The sequence below is a fragment of the Roseateles sp. UC29_93 genome (assembly GCF_042695725.1).
Classification (GTDB): Bacteria; Pseudomonadota; Gammaproteobacteria; order Burkholderiales; family Burkholderiaceae_C; genus Roseateles; species Roseateles noduli_A.
On the sequence record NZ_CP170545.1, the window covers coordinates 6,397,437 to 6,413,593 of the forward strand.

Below are 16,157 nucleotides of genomic sequence, written 5' to 3' on the forward strand. Positions count from 1 at the left end.
GCGCTCGCGCGGCAGTGTAGCCGCGCCCGCTATGCTGCCGGCCCATGCAACAGGAGTTCCCCGGTCACCAGGACGATCTCTTCGGCGAGCTGCTGCCGCCCGCGCCCGCCGCGCCGGCGCCGCGGGTCGCCGATCGCGACGACCTCGACGGCGATGATGACGTCGGCAGCGACGGCGCCGACACGCCCGCAGCCGGCGTCGCGCCGAAACGCCGTCGCGCCGGCATCCAGGCCCAGTCGCCGGACGAGACCCAGGTCGCGCTGGCGGCGGCGTTGTCGCCGAGGATCCGGCTGGGCACCTCGTCGTGGAGCTACCCGGGCTGGCAAGGCATCGTCTGGGAGGGCCGGCATGGCGAGTCCAACCTCTCCCGCAACGGCCTGACCGCCTATGCGCAGCAACCGCTGCACCGCGCGGTGAGCATCGACCGCGGCTTCTACCAATCGCTCACGGCCAGCCAGTACGAGCGCTACGCGCAGCAGGTGCCCGAGGACTTCCGGTTCACGGTCAAGGCCCCCAGCGTGATCACCGACGCCCAGGTGCGCGCCGAGGACGGCCGCGGCCGCCAGGCCAACACGGCCTTCCTCGATCCGCGCCTGGCGATCCAGGAGTTCCTCGAGCCGGCGATGGCTGGACTGGGCACGCGCATCGGCGCGCTGGTGTTCCAGCTGAGCCCGCTGCCGCTGGCGATGCTGGACCGCATGCCGGAGCAGCTCGACCGCCTGCACGCGATGCTGGCCGCCCTGCCCTCGCTGCGCGACGTGGCGCCGGAGGCGGTCGTGGCCGTCGAGGTCCGCGACCCGGAATGGCTGACACCGGCATTCGTCGCCGTGCTCAAGGACTGCGGCGCGCGCTACTGTCTGGGCCTGCATCCGAAGCTGCCGACGATCGAGGAGCAGCTGCCGCTGCTGCGCGCGATGTGGCCGGGACCGCTGGTTTGCCGCTGGAACCTGCACCGGATCCACGGCCCCTTCGGCTACGAGGACGCGGAGAAGAAGTACGGGGAATACGCCGAGCTGATGGATCCGGATCCGGAGACGCGGGCCGTGCTCGCGAAGGTGATCCGGGCGACGGCGCAGGCGGGCCACCCCGCCTACGTCACGATCTCCAACCACGCCGAGGGCTCCGCGCCGCTGAGCCTGCGCGCACTGGCGCGGGAGATCGTCGCACCAGGCGAGGCCTGACCCCCGCGCATTGCGGCGCATGACGACGAATCGCGGCTGACCGGCTCAAGCGAGCGGCCAGCGCGCGAGCTCAACGTGTGTGGACTGTCCCTGCAGACTGTCCATGAGCAGGACCTCCGTCGCCGTCCAGCCGGGCACGATGAACGGCTGCGGCTCCACGACATGATCGTCGTAGAACAGCGTCAAGTGCGGCGTGAAGTGGGGATCGGTCCGCAGGCCGCTGGCGCGCAGGCGCTCGCCGAGCGCGGCCCGCATCGTGCGCACGGGGTCGAGACACGCGCCGCCGCTGAGCACGAGCGGCAGGTTCCGCCGCTTTCGGGTGAAGCTCAGGAGCTGGTCGAAGTCCACCTGGACCGGACCGTGCCGCAACGAGGCGGCAGCGACTTCGGCAAGCAGCCTCACCTCCGCCATCACCTCGGCCTGGTCGGTCTGGTCGTCGTACCAGCCCAGGTGGTGCAAGGTCACGTGGAGGCGTTCGATGCGCGCCGCCTTGGCGCGCAGGCCGAAGCGCCGCACGAGCTCCCCGGAGATCGCGCTCAACCGCGCCGCGGTACCTGGATCGGGCCGCAGGCAGAAGAAGAGCGCATGGACGGTCACGATGCGATCACGACGCCATCACGGCGCGCTCATTCCGCTTCGGACGCGCGCTGCTCGCCCTGCTTCATCAGGTCCTGCACCTGGCGGCCGACGGCCTCCGGCTGAGGCAGCGCCGTCGATGCCGCGGACGCCGCCGGGTCCGCCGAGACCGGCGGCTTCATCGCCTGCATCTGCTTCTTCGCGGTCAGCATCACGATGGCGAGCACGATGACGAGGGCGAGGATGGACAGGGCGCTGCGCATGCAAGAACTCCGGAGTGGAAGCGGGGATGACGCGAAGCATAGCCACACTCCGCCGACCCGCCGTCACCCGGCGGCTCAACGCGGCACCGAGGCGATGCCCGGTCGCAATCGCAGGATCTGCGGCGATCGCTCCTGCGCGTCACGCCAGCGCGGCTCGAGCGCACGCCACGCGGTCGAGTGCCGGCAGGCGCTCCACCGAATGGCCCAGTCGTCGGCGTCCGCGGCGCGGGTCATCCAGACGAAGACCTTCTCCCCCTCGCGGACCGGCAGGCGTGGGAAGTTGTTGGGCGAGCGCTCCGGCACGAAGCTGCCGATCACCGGCAGGCCCGCCGCCTCGATGACCGGCGCGACCTCGTGCTCGAAGAAACGCGCGAAGCCGTCCTCGGGATCGGCCGGGTCCTTCCAGAGGGTGCAGAGGTGCAGGACCACGAGCCCCGGCGACGCTCCTCGCCGGAACATGCCGGCATCGCGCGCGCCATCGATGCGCGCGGGCTGCGGCCCGACGCCCGGGCTCCTCATCAACAGCACGTTGTCGTTATCGACGAGCATCGGATTCGCTTCGTCGCGATGCGCCTGCCACACGGGGCCGAAGTAGAACTCGCTCAGCGTCTTCTCGCGCGCCGCCATGTCGTCGAAGCCGCGGATCCAGACAAAACGGTCCGGGTCGTCGAGATCGGCGAACTGCCCGTACAGCCGCATGCCGACGGCCTCCTGCGATTCGACGAAGGCCGCGTCGAACAGCCGCATGAAGCGTTCGCGCTCGCCCTTGACGATCTTGTACTGGCGCAGCTCGTAGACGGGGTGGTCGTCGGCCATGGGGTCTCCGGAGTGGTGGCTAAGCGATCCGCCGATTCTGGACAGAGGCCCTGACATCGCGTGTCAGCACAGGAACTTCGTGAATTCATCCTATGGCCATGAACGTCAATCACACAAGCAAGTTGAAGCGATACCGATCGTCGCCAGTACAGACTGAATGACCACCGATCGAGGCCGTGGATCAGGAAGAACCGGAAGCGAAGAATCGCCAGTCTTGTTTCGCTAGACGCACTGGAGTCCACATGCCCGCGCCCGTCGCCATCCTGTCCTCACGACACCGCGTCGCGCTTCCGAAAGAGATTCGAGACACGCTCGATTGGAAGCCAGGAGAGGAACTCAAAGTCGTCCGACACAAGGACGGCATCTTCATCTACAAGCGCATCACCATCGACCAGATCATGGGCATTGCAAAAGGCGCTGACACGGGCAACTACCGGGATCGCAATGACCGCTACTGACCACTCCGGCTCACAGAATTCAGGACGAAACGTGGTCGTAGACACGTCCGCCTGGATCGAGTGCTTTGCCGAATCTGACTTGGGTCGATTGATCTGGCCCAACCTCCCGCCCTTGCAGCACTGCATCGTCCCGACGATCGTGCAACACGAGATTGAGAAGTGGGCACTCCGAACCTTGGATGCCGAGCGCCATGAAAGTCTTGAACGGACCTTGGAAGATTGCCCTGTCGACGAGCTCGACACCGCCACGGCCAAGGAAGCCGCAAAGATCAACGCCAAGTACAAGCTCGCGTCGGCAGACGCTTTGATCTACGCGACAGCGCAGAAGTTCGGTGTCGAAGTGATCACCTGCGATGCTCACTTCAAAGACCTTCCCTCGGTCAGGTTCTACCCGAAGAACGCCAAGCCCCGCAGCGTCGGCATCGGACCTGACGGGTGTTGGGAAGGCTGGCCGACATCGGCTCAAATGTCTCCGCTGATTCAATGAATGGGTTGAGAGCTCAAAAGCAAACAAGGGCCCGACGGGCCCTTGTTTGCTTGTCAGCGCGAAGCGCTCATTCCCATTCGATCGTCGCCGGCGGCTTGCTCGAGACGTCGTAGGTCACGCGGTTGATGCCGCGCACCTCGTTGATGATGCGGCCCGAGCAGCGCTTGAGCAGGCTGTACGGCAGTTCCGCCCAGTCCGCCGTCATGAAGTCGCTGGTCTGCACCGCGCGCAGCGCGACCACGTAGTCGTAGGTCCGGCCGTCGCCCATCACGCCCACGCTCTTCACCGGCAGGAACACCGTGAAGGCTTGGCTCGTGAGCTCGTACCAGGTCTTGCCCGTCGCCTCGTCGCGCGTGTTGCGCAGCTCCTCGATGAAGATCGCATCGGCGCGGCGCAGCAGGTCCGCGTACTCCTTCTTCACCTCGCCCAGGATACGCACGCCCAGGCCCGGGCCCGGGAACGGGTGGCGGTAGACCATCTCCGGCGGCAGGCCCAGCGCCACGCCCAGTTCACGGACCTCGTCCTTGAACAGCTCGCGCAGCGGCTCCAGCAGCTTCAGGCCCAGCTGCTCCGGCAGCCCGCCCACGTTGTGGTGGCTCTTGATCGTCGTGGCCTTCTTCGTCTTCGTGCCGCCGCTCTCGACCACGTCCGGATAGATCGTGCCCTGCGCCAGGAAGGTCGCGCCCTTGTGGACACCCTTGCCGCCGTCGCCGGACTTCAGGCGCTCGGCCTCGGCCTTGAACACGTCGACGAACAGGCCGCCGATGATCTTGCGCTTGCGCTCCGGATCGGTCACGCCGGCCAGTTGGCCGAGGAACAGCTCGCTCGCATCGACGCGGATCACCTTCGCGTGCAGCTTGCCCGCGAACATGTCCATCACCGCGTCGCCTTCGTTCAGGCGCAGCAGGCCGTGATCGACGAACACGCAGGTCAGCTGGTCGCCGATCGCGCGATGGATCAGCGCCGCCGCCACCGACGAATCGACGCCGCCCGACAGGCCCAGGATGACTTCCTCGTCACCCACCTGCTCGCGGATCTTCGCGACGGCTTCGGCGATGTAGTCGCCCATGATCCAGTCGCCCTTGCAGCCGGCGATCTCGCGCACGAAGCGGTTGAACACCGCCGCGCCCTGCACCGTGTGCGTGACCTCGGGATGGAACTGGAACGCGTAGTAGCCCTTGTCCTCGTTGGCCATGCCGGCGATCGGGCAGCTCGGCGTCGAGGCCATCAGCTGGAAGCCCGGCGGCAGCGCGGTGACCTTGTCGCCGTGGCTCATCCAGACCTTGAGCATGCCGTGGCCTTCGGGCGTGGCGAAGTCCTGGATGCCGTCCAGCAGCTTGGTGTGGCCGTGCGCGCGGACCTCGGCGTAACCGAACTCGCGGTGATCGCTCCACTCGACCTTGCCGCCCAGTTGCACCGCCATCGTCTGCATGCCGTAGCAGATGCCCAGCACCGGCACGCCCAGGTCCCACACCGACTGCGGCGCGCGCAGCTCGTGGTCCTCGTAGGTCGAGGCGTGGCTGCCCGACAGGATGATCGCCTTCGGCGCGAACGAGCGGATGAAGTCGTCGCTGACGTCGTTGGGATGGATCTCGCAGTAGACGTGGGCCTCGCGCACGCGGCGCGCGATCAGCTGCGTCACCTGGGAGCCGAAGTCGAGGATGAGGACTTTGTCGTGCATGGTCAGCTTCTGGGGATGCTTGGGAATGCTGGGATGTCGGGGATCGGGCGGAAGCCGGTGGCGCGCCGGCTCAGGCCTTGGCCGCGGCGGCCTGCGCCGGCGGGTCCGTGTTGAAGTGGCGCCACGCGAAGGCCAGCGAGGCCAGTTGCAGCAGCGCGCAGAGGTAGAACGGCGCGCCGATGCGCCAGTCGGTCTTGGGGAGCTCGGCGACCAGCGCCATCAGCCCCAGGCCGGCGATCGGCGAGATCACCGCCATCAGGCTGTTGATCGCGGCCACAGCGCCCATGGTCTCGCCCTGCGTGCGGGCGTCGGCGGCATTGGAGATCAGGCTCTGCATCGCCGGGGCCGCGGCCACGCCGGCGATGTTCAGGAAGATCGCGCCGACCATCATCCAGGCCTCGGTCGACAGGCCCCAGATCAGGTTGGTCAGGATCGAGGTCGTCAGACCGATCAGCACCAGGCGCCGCGCGCCCAGCCAGCGCATCAGCGGCTGCAGCAGCACGCCCTGCACCACCACCGCGACCAGGCCCACGACGAACAGCGACAGGCCGTTCTCGCGCGGTCCCCAGCCGAACTTGTGCTGGTTGTAGAGCACCCAGCTGGTCTGGATCACCAGCTGCGCCAGGCCCGAGCACGCGATCACGTAGATCAGCGGCCCGACACCGTTCAGCTTGCGCAGCCGGCCCAGCGCCACGACCGGATTGGCCTTGCGCCACTCGAAGGGTCTGCGGTGCTCCGGCGCCAGCGACTCGGGCAGCACGAAGAAGCCGTACAGCCAGTTGAGCAGCGCCAGCGTGCCGGCGACGTAGAACGGCAGGTGCAGGTCGATGCTGCCCAGCAGCCCGCCCATCACCGGACCGAGGATGAAGCCCATGCCGAAGGCCGCGCCCAGCATGCCGAAACGCTTGGCACGATCCGCCGACGGCGTGATGTCGGCGACGTAGGCGTTGGCGACGGCCGCGTTGGCCTGCATCGCGCCGGAGAACAGCCGCACCACGACCAGCATCCACAGCGCGTTGGCCAGCGCCGTCACGAAGAAGCTCAGCGCGAGGCCGCTGAAACCGATCAGCATCACCTTCCGACGGCCGAAGCGGTCGGACAACCCGCCCAGGATGGGCGAGCCGAAGAAATTCGCGATGCCGAAGGCGAACGCCACGGCCAGCTGCGCCAGCGTATGCTGCGTCTCGCTCTGCGTGAAGGTTCCGACCAGCGGCGGCAGCACCGGGATGATCAGGCCGATCGACACCATGTCGATCAGCACCGCGATCAGGATGAACGACATGGCGGCCTTGCGGCCGCCATGCGTCGTCGTTGCTGCGGCGGCGTCGGGGCCGGAGCCCCGCGCCGCGTCGACCTGTTCGGACAAGGGCGTCACTCCAGGCGGTAGTTGGGCGCTTCCTTCGTGATCTGCACGTCGTGGACGTGGCTCTCACGGATGCCCGCCGAGGTGATCTCGACGAACTCGGCCTTCTCGTGCATGTCCGAGATGCTGCCGCAACCGCAGTAACCCATCGAGGCGCGTACGCCGCCGGCCATCTGGTGCACGATCGCGACCATCGACCCCTTGTACGGGACGCGGCCTTCGATGCCTTCCGGCACCAGCTTGTCCGCGTTCGGGTTGGTCGTCTCGTCGTTTTCCTGGAAGTAGCGGTCCGCCGAACCCGCCTTCATCGCGCCGATCGAGCCCATGCCGCGGTAGCTCTTGTAGCTGCGGCCCTGGTAGAGGATCACTTCGCCCGGGGCTTCCTCGGTGCCGGCGAACATGCCGCCCATCATCACCGTGCTCGCGCCGGCGGCGATGGCCTTGGCGATGTCGCCCGAGTAGCGGATGCCGCCGTCCGCGATCGCCGGCACGCCCGTGCCCTTCAGCGCGGTGGCGACGAAGTCGATCGCCGCGATCTGCGGCACGCCGACGCCGGCCACGATGCGGGTCGTGCAGATCGAGCCCGGGCCGATGCCGACCTTGACCGCGTCCGCGCCGGCTTCCACCAGCGCCAGCGCCGCGGCGCCGGTGGCGATGTTGCCGCCGATGACCTCGACGCCGGGGTAGTTCTTCTTGACCCAGCGCACGCGTTCGATGACGCCGCTGCTGTGGCCGTGCGCGGTGTCGACGACGATCGCGTCGACGCCGGCCTTCACCAGCAGCTCGACCCGTTCCTCGGTGCCCTCGCCCACGCCCACCGCCGCGCCGACGCGCAGCTTGCCGTGCGCGTCACGCGCGGCGTTCGGGAAGTTGGTCTGCTTGGTGATGTCCTTGACGGTCATCAGACCGCGCAGTTCGAACGCGTCGTTGAGGACCAGCACGCGCTCCAGCTTGTGCTTGTGCATCAGCGCCTTGCCATCGCTCAGCGAAGCGCCTTCCGACACGGTGATCAGGCGCTCGGCCGGGGTCATGATCTCGCTGACCGGCACGTCCATGCGGGTCTCGAAGCGCAGGTCGCGGTTGGTGACGATGCCCACGACCTTCGCGCCCACCAGCACCGGGAAACCGGACACGCCGTGGTGCTCGCTCAGTTGCTTGACCTGGCGGACGGTGGTCTCGGGCGTGATCGTGATCGGGTCGCGGAGCACGCCGGACTCGTAACGCTTGACCCGGGCCACTTCCGCGGCCTGCTGCTGCGGGGTCAGGTTCTTGTGGACGATGCCGATGCCGCCTTCCTGGGCGATGGCGATCGCCAGGCGCGCCTCGGTCACGGTGTCCATCGCGGCGGACACGAGCGGCAGGTTCAGGCGGATGCCACGCGTGAACTGCGTGGCCAGACTGGTGTCGCGCGGCAACACCTGGGAGAACGCCGGCACCAGCAACACATCGTCGAAGGTGAGGGCCTTTCCGAGTAGGCGCATGAGGGAAGCTCCAGACGCAAAGGCGCATTATAGAGAAGCCCGGCGGTACACTCCACGACCATGATGAATCCCCCACTCCCGCGACGCCCGCGACGCCCGCTGGGCATGATCTGCGCGCTCGCGCTGATGGCGCTGACCTCGGTCGCGCACGCCCAATGGAAGTGGCGCGACGCCGATGGCCGCACGCAATACAGCGATCGTCCGCCGCCGCCGAGCGTCGCCGAGAAGGACATCCTGCAGCGCCCGTCCAACGCGGCGCGTGCCGCCCCGTCGCCGGCGCAGGTGGCGCTGGCAGGCGCCTCCGCGGCGGCTTCGGCCGCTTCCGCGCCGGCCCGTGCGGCGAGCGAGGCCTCCTCGCGCGAGAAGGTCGAGCGCGAGCGCAAGGCCCAGGAAGACAAGGCCCGCGCGGACGCGATGGCCGAGAACTGCCGTCAGGCCCAGAACCGCCAGCGCGTGCTCGAGTCCGGCGTGCGTCTGCGCAGCGGCACCCAGACCGGCGACTCGCAGCCGATGACCGAGCAGATGCGCCAGGAAGAGATCCGCAACATGCAGGCCGTGGTCACGGCGAACTGCAAGTAAGGCCGGAACGAGTCCCGGAAACAACACCGGCGGGCAAACCGCTCGTAAGTCCGGTGACCGCTGGTAAGACGACAGGCCGCTGATGCGGCCTTTCCTGTTTCCAGGCCCGGACCTGCGTCCGGTGTCAGGCCTTGCGGCCCAGCGGTCGATGCCGCGTGACGATGCGGCTGCCCGCGGCCTGGAAGCGCTGGCGGCGTGCTTCCTTCGGATCGACCGTCAACGGACGGTAGACCTCGACCCGGTCCTGTTCGCGCAGCGGGGTCTCCAGCGGCACGGTGCGCCCCCAGATCCCGGCCGTCAGCGCGGCGATCTGGTCCGGCGCGAACCAGGCGCTGGCCGCCAGGGCGTCGCGCAGGGTGCTGCCGGCGGGCAGGGTCAGTCGTTGCTCGCGCAGTTCGCCCTGGGCCGGGCTCCAGAAGAGCTCGATCGACAGGTCAGCGGGCGCCATGGACCTGCTCGGCGCGCTTCACGAAGCTGTCGACGAAGGTGTTGGCGATGCGGTCGAACACCGGACTGACGACGGCCTCGAGCGCAAAGCTCGAGAACGCGTAGCGCAGCTCGAACTCGATCTTGCAGGCGCGCGGTTCACCGTCGGCCGGCGCACCGGGGCGGCTCAGCGGCAGGAACTGCCAGTCGCCGTCGAGCATCGAGAACGGCCCGTCGACGAGTCTCATGCGCACGCGCTGGTTCGGCTCGTTCGTGTTGCGGGTGGTGAACGCATGACGCAGGCCGGCGTACTGCAGGGACAGCTTCGCGGTCACGCCGTCGTCGTGGCGTTCCAGGACCTCCGCGGACGAGCACCAGGGCAGGAACTCCGGATAACGCTCGACCTGGGTGACCAGGTCATACATCTCGCGCGGCGAGTACCAAAGGAGGACGGTCTTCCGGACGTGCTTCATGGCGGTTCTTAGAATGGCGGGATTGTAGGCGGCCCGATCGACCCCATCTGGGCGTCACCGGGCCGCCATCCGGCCCGCCTGCCCTCGGCGCTTGCGCCGACCTGGCGCGCCCGCGACCCGCACAAGAAGAGCTCCCATGTCCATTGCAGAAAACCGTCGCGCCCGATTCGAGTACCACCTCGAGGAGCAGTACGAAGCCGGCATCGTCCTCGAAGGCTGGGAGGTCAAGGCCATCCGCTCCGGCCAGGTGCAGTTGCCGGACGGTTATGTCGTCATCCGAGACGGGGAACTGTTCCTGATCGGCTGCCGGATCGATCCGCTGCGCACGGCGTCGACGCACGTCAACCCGCTGGCCGACCGCACGCGCAAGCTGCTGATGAGCGGCGCCGACATCCGCCGGCTGATCGGCAAGGTGGAGCAGCGCGGCTTCACGCTGATCCCGCTGGACCTGCACTACAAGAATGGCCGCGTGAAGGTGCAGATCGCGCTGGCCAAGGGCAAGGCCCAGCACGACAAGCGCGAGACCGAGAAGAAGCGCGACTGGGAACGCGAGAAGGGCCGCCTGATGCGGCACAAGGTCTCGGGGCCGTCGAAGGACTGAACGGCCGGCGGCCCCCGGCCAACTCAGCGCGCCTTCGTCGACGAGCGCGCGCCGCTTCGTCGCTCCTCCAAGCAGCGGCAGCGGCAACGGTGCCGGGGAGTCGACCGTGTTCATCCCGTCCAATCCAGGCCCAGCGACATCGCCTCCATCGGATGACCCGTCGCCGGAGGCCTCGTCCGCAGGTCCCGATCCGTCATGCGATCCGGACGGGCCTGACAAGCCTGGGCAGCCCGATCGCTTGCGCCTCGGGTCGGCCCCTCGGCTTGCGGCCACCAACTCCCTGTTGGTCGCAAGAGGACTGACCGATCTCGACGCCACGCTGCGACGCGTCGTCCTGCCCCTGCCACCGGGCAGGGACGGCAGCGCCGAGACCCTGATCCGCCTTCGCGCGATCAGTGCGCACCTGGCGCAGTCCGCTGCGGACACCGCCCAGCGTCGCGCGCTGGCCGAGCAGTTGATCCGGTGGGATGTGGTGTCGCACATGATCCGGATGAACCGCGCTGATGGCCATCAACAAAGGTTCCCAGACTCCGCGATCGGCGGACGCGACCAGGAATGCTGGCATCAGCTCGACGCCGTGCAGGCCTGCGCGAACGCCAACTACATGACGCTGCTGGGACGCCTCGCGACGAGCGGCGCGCTCACGCCCGAGGAGGTCTGGACCGCCCTGTCCACGGTGCCGCCGGGACGCACCCTCGATGCCTACCTGAACGTGGCGGCCAACACGCTGTGCATACGGCCGCCGCAGCCCCATCGGCGGCTCCTCGCGACCTTGGATCTCGGCGACGCGGGGGCCCTGGCGCAACTGCTTGGCGACCTGCTCCCGCGGCTCTCGGGCCTGGACGACCGGAGCCCCTTCGAACGGCTGGCCGCCGTCGGCAGATCCAGCCGTGACGATGCGCGCACGGCGCCGCCACGCTTCTACGACCGACTGTTGCCGGAGAACTCGCGGACCACGCCGCTCCCGCTGGCCCTGTTCTGCCGCGAGCTGGACGCATTGGACGCTGGCGTTCCACCGCCGCGTCGCGCGCCGATGCTGCTCGGCTGCTGCGCCGGCGCGCCGCCTCCTTCCCTGGCTCGCCGCTTCGAGGCGGCATTGAAGGCCGCGCCTTCCTCGGACGAGTTCCCCCGGCTCGGGCAACGGCATCCAAAGGCTTTCGCGGCGATCAGCGATGACCTGGCGGGTGCACTCGACTGGGACGAACCGCGATCGCGCTGGGGTTACCGCAACGCGGTGTCGCGATTCCCCTTGCCCCTGTACCGGCGATGGAAAGCGGAGGACTTCGTCGATCGGCAGATCCGCGACGTGCTTCAGCGTCAATGGCAGTCGGAGGCGCGGCGAACTTCGCGGTCAGGGGACCGCTGCGGTCCGGCGCACATGCCCGCCGCGCTGATGGAGACGCTCTGCGGCGAGACGATGAGGTCCGCCGTCGCCGCCCATTGGATCCGGGAGATGACAAGGGCCCCGGAGGAGCTGTTGCCGTCGGTCCAGGACCGATCCATGAGCGCCATCGAGACGCACCTCGCGCACAACGGCGGCCTGACGGCACGTGTGGCCTACGCGGCCGTCGCCGCGAAAGAGCGACCGGCCGGCCCACCGGTCGTGAGGCAAGCGCGCGACACGCCCTGAACGCGGCTCACGCCAGCGCCGACAGGGCCTGCGTGAGGTCGGCCCGCAGGTCCTCGACCTCCTCGAGCCCGATCGCGAAACGCACCAGCGTGCCGCCCTCTTCCGCTGTCCACGGCAGCCCCAGCGAGCGGCTGCGACTGAGGTCGTAAGGCACGACCAGACTCATCGGACCGGCCCACGAATAGCCGATCCCGAAGCAGGTCAGCGCGTCCACGAAGGCGTCGACGCGACGCGCGTGGAACTCGGGACGGAACACCGCGGAGAACAGGCATCCGCCTGCCTGCGGGCAGACACGTTGCCAATGCACATGGCCGGGCGAGTCCGGCAACGCCGGATGCAGCACCCGCGCCACTTCCGGTCGCGCGGCCATCCAGCGCGCAAGTTCGCGGGCAGCCGCATCCTGCGCGCGGTAGCGCAGCGCAATGCTCGGCAGGCCGCGCAGCACCGCCTCGACGTCGTTCTGGCCGACGCCGTAGCCGAGGTACTCGTGCGTGGCCACCAGTTGGCGGTTGAGCACCACATCGCGCGTGCAGACCGCGCCCATCAGCAGGTCCGCGCCGCCGGACGGGAACTTGGTCAGCGCCTGCATGCTGATGTCGGCACCGAGTCCCGGCGCGACGTCCGGCGCCACCTCGAAGGCATTGAAGGCCAGCCCCGCGCCCCAGGTGTTGTCGAGCGCCGTGAGCACGCCGCGCGCGCGGCAGGCCTGGAGCAGGCCGATCAGATCGGGGAACTCCAGCGTGATCGATCCGGCGGCCTCGAGCCAGACCAGCTTCGTGCGTGGCGACAGCAAGGCCTCGAACGCCGGCACGTCCAGCGGATCGTAGAAGCGGTGCGTGATGCCGAGCCGGGTCAGCAGGCCGTTGGCGAGGTGCCGGTTCTGGCCATAGACGTTGTCGGGCAGCAGCACCTCGTCGCCGGGCCGCAGGAAGGCCAGGCTGGTCAGCGTGATCGCGGACACGCCGCTGGGGGTGAGCACGCAGTGCTCGGCATGCTCGAGCGTCGCGATGCGCGCGGCCAGCGTGTAGGTCGTCGGTGTGCCGGGCAGGCCATAGCGATAGCTGACACCGTCCTGCGTGCGCGGCCGGTGCAGTTCGGCGGTGTTCCTGAACAGCACCGTCGACGCCTTGGCCACCGGGACGTGCACGGCGTCCCAGCCCTCGGGCGCCCGGTACGGGTGATGGATCTGTTCGGTGGACGGGCCGCGTCGGGTCACGACATCTCCTTGGAGTCAGGGGAACCAGACGGGCATTCTCCGGCACGCGTCAGGTCCGATGTCGAATGCGTCAAGCGGGCGCCCCGTGAACGGCGCCTGCATGGCGCCAGATGGGTTGTCGACCGGAAACACCCACTGAGCCCGACGACTCCACTCCCAAGGACCCGCGATGCCGTCGATTTCACGCCTGCTCTCACACCTCATTCCCTGCTTCAGGCAGTCACCGCCGCAGACGCCACCCGGCCGGCCGCGCCCTTCCGACGACGGCCCGGTGACGCTGTCCGATCGGCTCGCCCCGTTGAAGGAGGAATGGCCTGCGGCCGATTGCGCGGCCAGCGCCAGGATGAAAACGCTGAACCAGAGGACGGCCATGCCCACCGCGACTCAACAGCTGCTGCACGCGATGCACCTTCACCTGGCGCTGAGAGCAACGGTGAGACGCGGCGGGAGCGATTCCGGCCCGCCACCACCCGACCTGACTCGAGCCATCACGCAGGCTGCCACCGCGCTGACCCAGACCGAACGCCGGGCGTTGCAGCCCCATCTTGCGGAGCCGCAAGGATGGCTGGAATGGTCGAGATCCCAGCTGCTGCGCCGAGGCGAGAAGGCCGCGGTCGCGCGGAAACAGGGCGTCCTTGTCGAGACCGATGCCCAGCGCCTGCTGCAGTCGTTACGAGACGCCTTGAGGTCGCCCGCCCCGCGTGACGGGACGAGGATTTCCGCGAAAGCCGCGCAGATCGACGATCCGGAGGACGTGCATCAACAGCTTCGGAAAGCAGCGGCGGAGATCCGCACCTCCGGACATTGGACTGGAGCGGGGGGCGACCTGGCGCCGCATCTGGTCACGACCATGCCGGGATGGCCCGAAGGCCTCTCACTGCGAATCGAGGACAAGGCGGGGGTACGGGCGCCGATGGAATTCGGTCAATTGGCGCCGGGCCGGACGCCCGTCACGGTCCAGATCGACCATGTCCGCCACCACTATTCGCCGATCGTCGATGGACGACCGCGCGACGTGCCGGCGAAGGGAGACTGCTTCTACGAATCGGTCCTCCGGGCGATGCGAGTGGAAGACCAGCGCGCGCTCTTCAAAGGCATGCGCTTCCAGAAAGGCGCCGGCATGGGCGATCTGATCCGGGCCATGCGTCGCCAGGTGGCGGATGAACTCGAACGCCAGATCGAGCGTCCGGGCGGTCCACCGGATGAACTGTGCGCACAGGTGATCGCCCGGTGGGAGCGGGCGGATGTCCGCGCGCTTCCGGAGCGGCGCGCATCCCACGGATTGACCCAGGGATTCAGATCGGCAATGCGATCAGGTCGTGGCCCTCGACACCCACGATGCGGGCGCGGGTGAACTCGCCGACGCGCAGTTGCTTGCTGGCCTTTTCGGGCGGCAGCAGGCGCACGGTGCCGTCGATCTCCGGCGCGTCCGCGTACGAGCGGCCGACGCCGCCCTTGCGGCCGAGCGCCGGCGCGGAGTCGACCAGCACCTGCATCGTCGCGCCGATGCGGCGTTGCAGCTTGGCGATGGAGACTTCCTCGGCCACGGCCATGAAGCGCGCGCGGCGTTCCTCGCGGACCTCGTCCGGCAGCGCGCCGTCGAGCGCATTCGCCGGCGCGCCTTCAATCGGCGAATAGGCGAAGCAGCCGGCGCGGTCGATCTGCGCCTCGCGCATGAAGTCGAGCAGGTACTGGAACTCCGCCTCGGTCTCGCCGGGGAAGCCGGCGATGAAGGTCGAGCGGATCACGAGCTCGGGGCAGATCTCGCGCCAGCGCAGGATGCGCTCGAGGTTCTTCTCGCCGTTGGCGGGGCGCTTCATGCGCTTCTGCACGTCGGGGTGCGCGTGCTGGAACGGCACGTCCAGATACGGGAGGATGAGGCCCTCGGCCATCATCGGCACGATCTCGTCGACGTGCGGGTAAGGGTAGACGTAGTGCAGGCGGACCCACGCGCCGTAGGGCTTGGCGATCTCGCCGAGCTGGGCCACGAGGTCGAACATGCGCGTCTTGACCGGCTTGCCGTCCCAGAAGCCGGTGCGGTACTTGATGTCGACGCCGTAGGCGCTGGTGTCCTGGCTGATGACCAGCAGCTCCTTGACGCCGGACTCGAACAGCGCCTTGGCTTCGGACAGCACGTCGCCGATCGGGCGCGAGACCAGGTCGCCGCGCATGCTCGGGATGATGCAGAAGCTGCAGCGGTGGTTGCAGCCTTCGGAGATCTTCAGGTAGGCGTAGTGCTTGGGCGTCAGCTTGATGCCGGCGATGCCGCGGGCCTCGGGCACGAGGTCGATGAACGGGTCGTGCGGCTTGGGGACGTGGGTGTGGACGGCGTCCATCACTTCCTGCGTCGCATGCGGCCCGGTCACGGCGAGCACGCTCGGGTGGATCTCGCGGACCATGTTGTCGGAGCTCGCGCCGGCCTTCGCGCCGAGGCAGCCGGTGACGATGACCTTGCCGTTCTCGGCCAGCGCCTCGCCGATGGTGTCCAGCGATTCCTTGACGGCATCGTCGATGAAGCCGCAGGTGTTGACGATCACCAGGTCGGCGCCGGCGAAGGTCTTGGAAGTCTCGTAGCCCTCGGCGCGGAGCTGCGTCAGGATCAGCTCGGAATCGGTCAGCGCCTTCGGGCAGCCGAGGCTGACGAAACCGATCTTGGGCGCCTGGCTGCCGGTGGGGCTGCCAGTCTTCGCGGCGGCGGTGGGGTCGTAAGTCGTTGATTCCATTTGGGTTCCGCCGGGCGATCTGGCTGATGGGCTGGGGCGGCATTGTAAGCGAGGCGCTACTTTCCAGACAGGGGCCGGTGCTTTGCGCCCCGCCCGCCACCGTGGACGAGTGCCGCTGCACGCGCCCGGCCACGGCCCCCGTCCGCCGCGTGCCGGCCCTGCCGGTCGCTGCGTGGATACTCGCGCTCCGGTCTCTCCTCACG

At 68.5% G+C, this 16,157-nt stretch carries 17 protein-coding genes; 7 read left to right on the forward strand and 10 right to left on the reverse strand.

The window, feature by feature from the left end; genetic code table 11:
* Positions 1-44: 44 nt before the first annotated feature.
* Positions 45-1,181, forward strand: coding sequence for a DUF72 domain-containing protein (locus ACFJIX_RS29705; protein ID WP_377156487.1), 1,137 nt, complete (start codon positions 45-47; stop codon positions 1,179-1,181).
* 45 nt (positions 1,182-1,226) lie between these two features.
* On the opposite strand, the gene ACFJIX_RS29710 is transcribed toward ACFJIX_RS29705, so the two are convergent.
* The 3 genes from ACFJIX_RS29710 to ACFJIX_RS29720 form a co-directional block, all read right to left on the reverse strand.
* Entirely contained in the window at positions 1,227-1,778 is a 552-nt protein-coding gene (locus tag ACFJIX_RS29710) for a 2'-5' RNA ligase family protein (RefSeq protein ID WP_377156490.1), read from the reverse strand.
* 29 nt (positions 1,779-1,807) lie between these two features.
* On the reverse strand, positions 1,808-2,020 hold the full coding sequence (locus tag ACFJIX_RS29715) for a hypothetical protein (RefSeq protein WP_377156491.1): 213 nt from the start codon (positions 2,018-2,020) through the stop codon (positions 1,808-1,810).
* A 75-nt stretch (positions 2,021-2,095) separates the two neighbouring features.
* Complete coding sequence (locus ACFJIX_RS29720) at positions 2,096-2,836, reverse strand: NIPSNAP family protein (protein ID WP_377156492.1); 741 nt, start codon at positions 2,834-2,836, stop codon at positions 2,096-2,098.
* Positions 2,837-3,078: 242 nt separating this feature from the next.
* On the opposite strand from ACFJIX_RS29720, the gene ACFJIX_RS29725 reads away from it, so the two are divergent.
* Positions 3,079-3,294 (forward strand): AbrB/MazE/SpoVT family DNA-binding domain-containing protein, encoded by a 216-nt coding sequence (locus ACFJIX_RS29725; protein ID WP_377156494.1) that lies wholly within the window; start codon positions 3,079-3,081, stop codon positions 3,292-3,294.
* Positions 3,281-3,781 (forward strand): type II toxin-antitoxin system VapC family toxin, encoded by a 501-nt coding sequence (locus tag ACFJIX_RS29730; RefSeq protein WP_377156497.1) that lies wholly within the window; start codon positions 3,281-3,283, stop codon positions 3,779-3,781. The genes ACFJIX_RS29725 and ACFJIX_RS29730 overlap by 14 nt, the downstream gene beginning before the upstream one ends.
* A 67-nt stretch (positions 3,782-3,848) precedes the next feature.
* Here the strand turns inward: ACFJIX_RS29730 and guaA are convergent, their stop codons facing one another.
* The 3 genes from guaA to guaB all read right to left on the reverse strand — a co-directional run bounded on the left by guaA (position 3,849) and on the right by guaB (position 8,306).
* On the reverse strand, positions 3,849-5,462 hold the full coding sequence (gene guaA / locus ACFJIX_RS29735; protein ID WP_377156499.1) for a glutamine-hydrolyzing GMP synthase: 1,614 nt from the start codon (positions 5,460-5,462) through the stop codon (positions 3,849-3,851).
* A gap of 70 nt (positions 5,463-5,532) precedes the next feature.
* A complete protein-coding gene (locus ACFJIX_RS29740) occupies positions 5,533-6,828 on the reverse strand; it encodes an MFS transporter (RefSeq protein ID WP_377156501.1) in 1,296 nt (431 codons plus the stop codon).
* Between the two features lie 5 nt (positions 6,829-6,833).
* A complete protein-coding gene (guaB, locus tag ACFJIX_RS29745; RefSeq protein WP_377156502.1) occupies positions 6,834-8,306 on the reverse strand; it encodes an IMP dehydrogenase in 1,473 nt (490 codons plus the stop codon).
* Between the two features lie 60 nt (positions 8,307-8,366).
* Between guaB and ACFJIX_RS29750 the strand changes: the two genes are divergently transcribed.
* Positions 8,367-8,885 (forward strand): DUF4124 domain-containing protein, encoded by a 519-nt coding sequence (locus ACFJIX_RS29750; protein ID WP_377156504.1) that lies wholly within the window; start codon positions 8,367-8,369, stop codon positions 8,883-8,885.
* Between the two features lie 124 nt (positions 8,886-9,009).
* Here the strand turns inward: ACFJIX_RS29750 and ACFJIX_RS29755 are convergent, their stop codons facing one another.
* Positions 9,010-9,333, reverse strand: coding sequence for an RnfH family protein (locus ACFJIX_RS29755; protein ID WP_377156506.1), 324 nt, complete (start codon positions 9,331-9,333; stop codon positions 9,010-9,012).
* Positions 9,320-9,784 (reverse strand): type II toxin-antitoxin system RatA family toxin, encoded by a 465-nt coding sequence (locus tag ACFJIX_RS29760; RefSeq protein WP_377156507.1) that lies wholly within the window; start codon positions 9,782-9,784, stop codon positions 9,320-9,322. The genes ACFJIX_RS29755 and ACFJIX_RS29760 overlap by 14 nt, the downstream gene beginning before the upstream one ends.
* Before the next feature lie 136 nt (positions 9,785-9,920).
* On the opposite strand from ACFJIX_RS29760, the gene smpB reads away from it, so the two are divergent.
* Positions 9,921-10,385 carry an SsrA-binding protein SmpB gene (smpB, locus tag ACFJIX_RS29765; protein WP_377156508.1) on the forward strand — a complete coding sequence of 155 codons (465 nt, stop codon included), beginning with the start codon at positions 9,921-9,923 and terminating at the stop codon, positions 10,383-10,385.
* Between the two features lie 283 nt (positions 10,386-10,668).
* Positions 10,669-12,015 carry a hypothetical protein gene (locus ACFJIX_RS29770; protein ID WP_377156509.1) on the forward strand — a complete coding sequence of 449 codons (1,347 nt, stop codon included), beginning with the start codon at positions 10,669-10,671 and terminating at the stop codon, positions 12,013-12,015.
* A 7-nt stretch (positions 12,016-12,022) separates the two neighbouring features.
* Here the strand turns inward: ACFJIX_RS29770 and ACFJIX_RS29775 are convergent, their stop codons facing one another.
* Positions 12,023-13,231: a PLP-dependent transferase gene (locus ACFJIX_RS29775; RefSeq protein ID WP_377156510.1), complete on the reverse strand. Its 1,209-nt coding sequence runs from the start codon at positions 13,229-13,231 to the stop codon at positions 12,023-12,025.
* A 271-nt stretch (positions 13,232-13,502) separates the two neighbouring features.
* Between ACFJIX_RS29775 and ACFJIX_RS29780 the strand changes: the two genes are divergently transcribed.
* Complete coding sequence (locus ACFJIX_RS29780) at positions 13,503-14,585, forward strand: hypothetical protein (RefSeq protein ID WP_377156511.1); 1,083 nt, start codon at positions 13,503-13,505, stop codon at positions 14,583-14,585.
* Here ACFJIX_RS29780 and rimO read toward each other — a convergent pair.
* On the reverse strand, positions 14,527-15,954 hold the full coding sequence (rimO, locus tag ACFJIX_RS29785) for a 30S ribosomal protein S12 methylthiotransferase RimO (protein ID WP_377156513.1): 1,428 nt from the start codon (positions 15,952-15,954) through the stop codon (positions 14,527-14,529). The two genes, ACFJIX_RS29780 and rimO, sit on opposite strands and share 59 nt — an antisense overlap.
* Positions 15,955-16,157 lie beyond the last annotated feature (203 nt).